General features: G+C 71.1%; 2 protein-coding genes. Both read right to left on the minus strand.

Annotated elements, in window-relative coordinates; translation table 11 throughout:
- Positions 1-24: 24 nt before the first annotated feature.
- On the minus strand, positions 25-675 hold the full coding sequence (locus tag DD1DGNOD_RS18560) for a hypothetical protein (RefSeq protein WP_131770709.1): 651 nt from the start codon (positions 673-675) through the stop codon (positions 25-27).
- Between the two features lie 82 nt (positions 676-757).
- Positions 758-1,477 (minus strand): ABC transporter permease (locus DD1DGNOD_RS18565; RefSeq protein ID WP_131770710.1); only part of this gene is annotated, 720 nt, incomplete at its 5' end.

Below are 1,477 nucleotides of genomic sequence, written 5' to 3' on the forward strand. Positions count from 1 at the left end.
GCGCTGGCGGCTATGCGCTGGCGGCTATGCGCGACGCGGCATCAGAAACAGCGACAGCCAGCTCAGCACCGAGAGCACGAACAGCGACGCAGCGGGCAGGACGAGCAGGAAGCCGGGCGAGCGCAACCGGAACTCGACGAGTTGGACGACAAGGCCGCCGGTGCCCTCGGGTAGCTGCGAGACGGCCCGTGCCGACCGCAGCACATGCCCGATCCAGCTCGCCAGCAGGGATCCGCCGATCCCGCCCAGGGCGAGCCCGGCGGGGACCGGCCAGCCGCCGTCGCGGCCTCGCCAGAAACCGAGGACGCCTCCGGCGAGACCACCGACGGCGCAGATCAGGGCGAAGTACACGTCGACACCGGCCTGGGCGTCGAAGGCGACCTCACTGCCGGCCAGCACAGCCCGGACGTTCAGGCGCGGGGCGGTCGCCGCCCACAGCAGTCCGAGGGGCAGGCCGGCGGCGGCCATGGCAACCGCGCACACCAGGCCGGCGAGGAGTTCGGCTCTGCCGACGACCCAGAAGCGGCGCTCGGGCTCCTCGAACGCCGGCCAGTCATCCGCAACGCCGTCGAGCCGGTCACCCTGGTCCGGCCGGGGCGCGCCGGGCTGGCGTGTACCGGAGAAGTCCCGCATCCCCGCACTGTGCGCGCCGCCAACGGTGCTGTCACCGCTCATGCGGCTCTCACGCCAGGCCGTGTCCGGTGGATACCGGCCATCTGGACGCCGGTCCGCGCGATCGAGGATCCACCGGAACGCCCTAATGCCGCGTATTACCGGCATGCCGCAGTGCGACGCTGGCCGCCAGTAGCGTGACAAGCGCCACCAGTGCGCACACCAGCAGGTCGAGGGCGACCACAACCCAGTCGACGGACGGCCGGAAGGCGGCGGCCAACACGTCCACCGCGTACGTGCTGGGTACCAGGTCACGCAGCACGTCGATTCCGACGGGCAGCCGGTCCGCCGGAATGATCCCGAGGAACAGCACGACGCTCATGCCGACCTGACCGGCGACTGTCGCGAGTTCCTGGCGGGGGGCGAGCAGCCCGATAGCCGCGCCGATCCCGGCAAGAGACGCGCCGGCCATGACGGCTACCGGCAGCAACATCCACAGGCCCGACAGCGGCAGGCCGTACAGCAGCGAACCCACCACGGCCGTGACGACCATCCCCGGCACCGCGAACGACGCATAGGAGGCGGCCGTGCCGAGTACCACGGCGCTTCCCGGGACAGGCAGGGTCAAGTAGTAGTCCAGCGCCCCGGCAGCACGCAGCGCCCCGAAGCGCTGCGCGAGAAGATTCAGGGCGACGAAGGCCACCACCAGCACGGTCGAACCCGCTACCACCTGCTCACTGGTTGTCTCGTTGCCGGCGTCGACCACCCCACGTAGCAGCAACATGATCCCGAGCGACTGGAACGCGGCGACGAACAGCAGGGGCACCCGCGCCACCCGGGCGCGGGAGAGCTGACCGACGTAGAC

The organism is Candidatus Protofrankia californiensis (assembly GCF_900634765.1).
GTDB classification, from domain to species: Bacteria; Actinomycetota; Actinomycetes; order Frankiales; family Frankiaceae; genus Protofrankia; species Protofrankia californiensis.

Coding starts and splice junctions, on each gene's coding strand:
- DD1DGNOD_RS18560 (WP_131770709.1), bottom strand. CDS start 675: ATGAGCGGTGACAGCACCGTTGGCGGCGCGCACAGTGCGGGGATGCGG.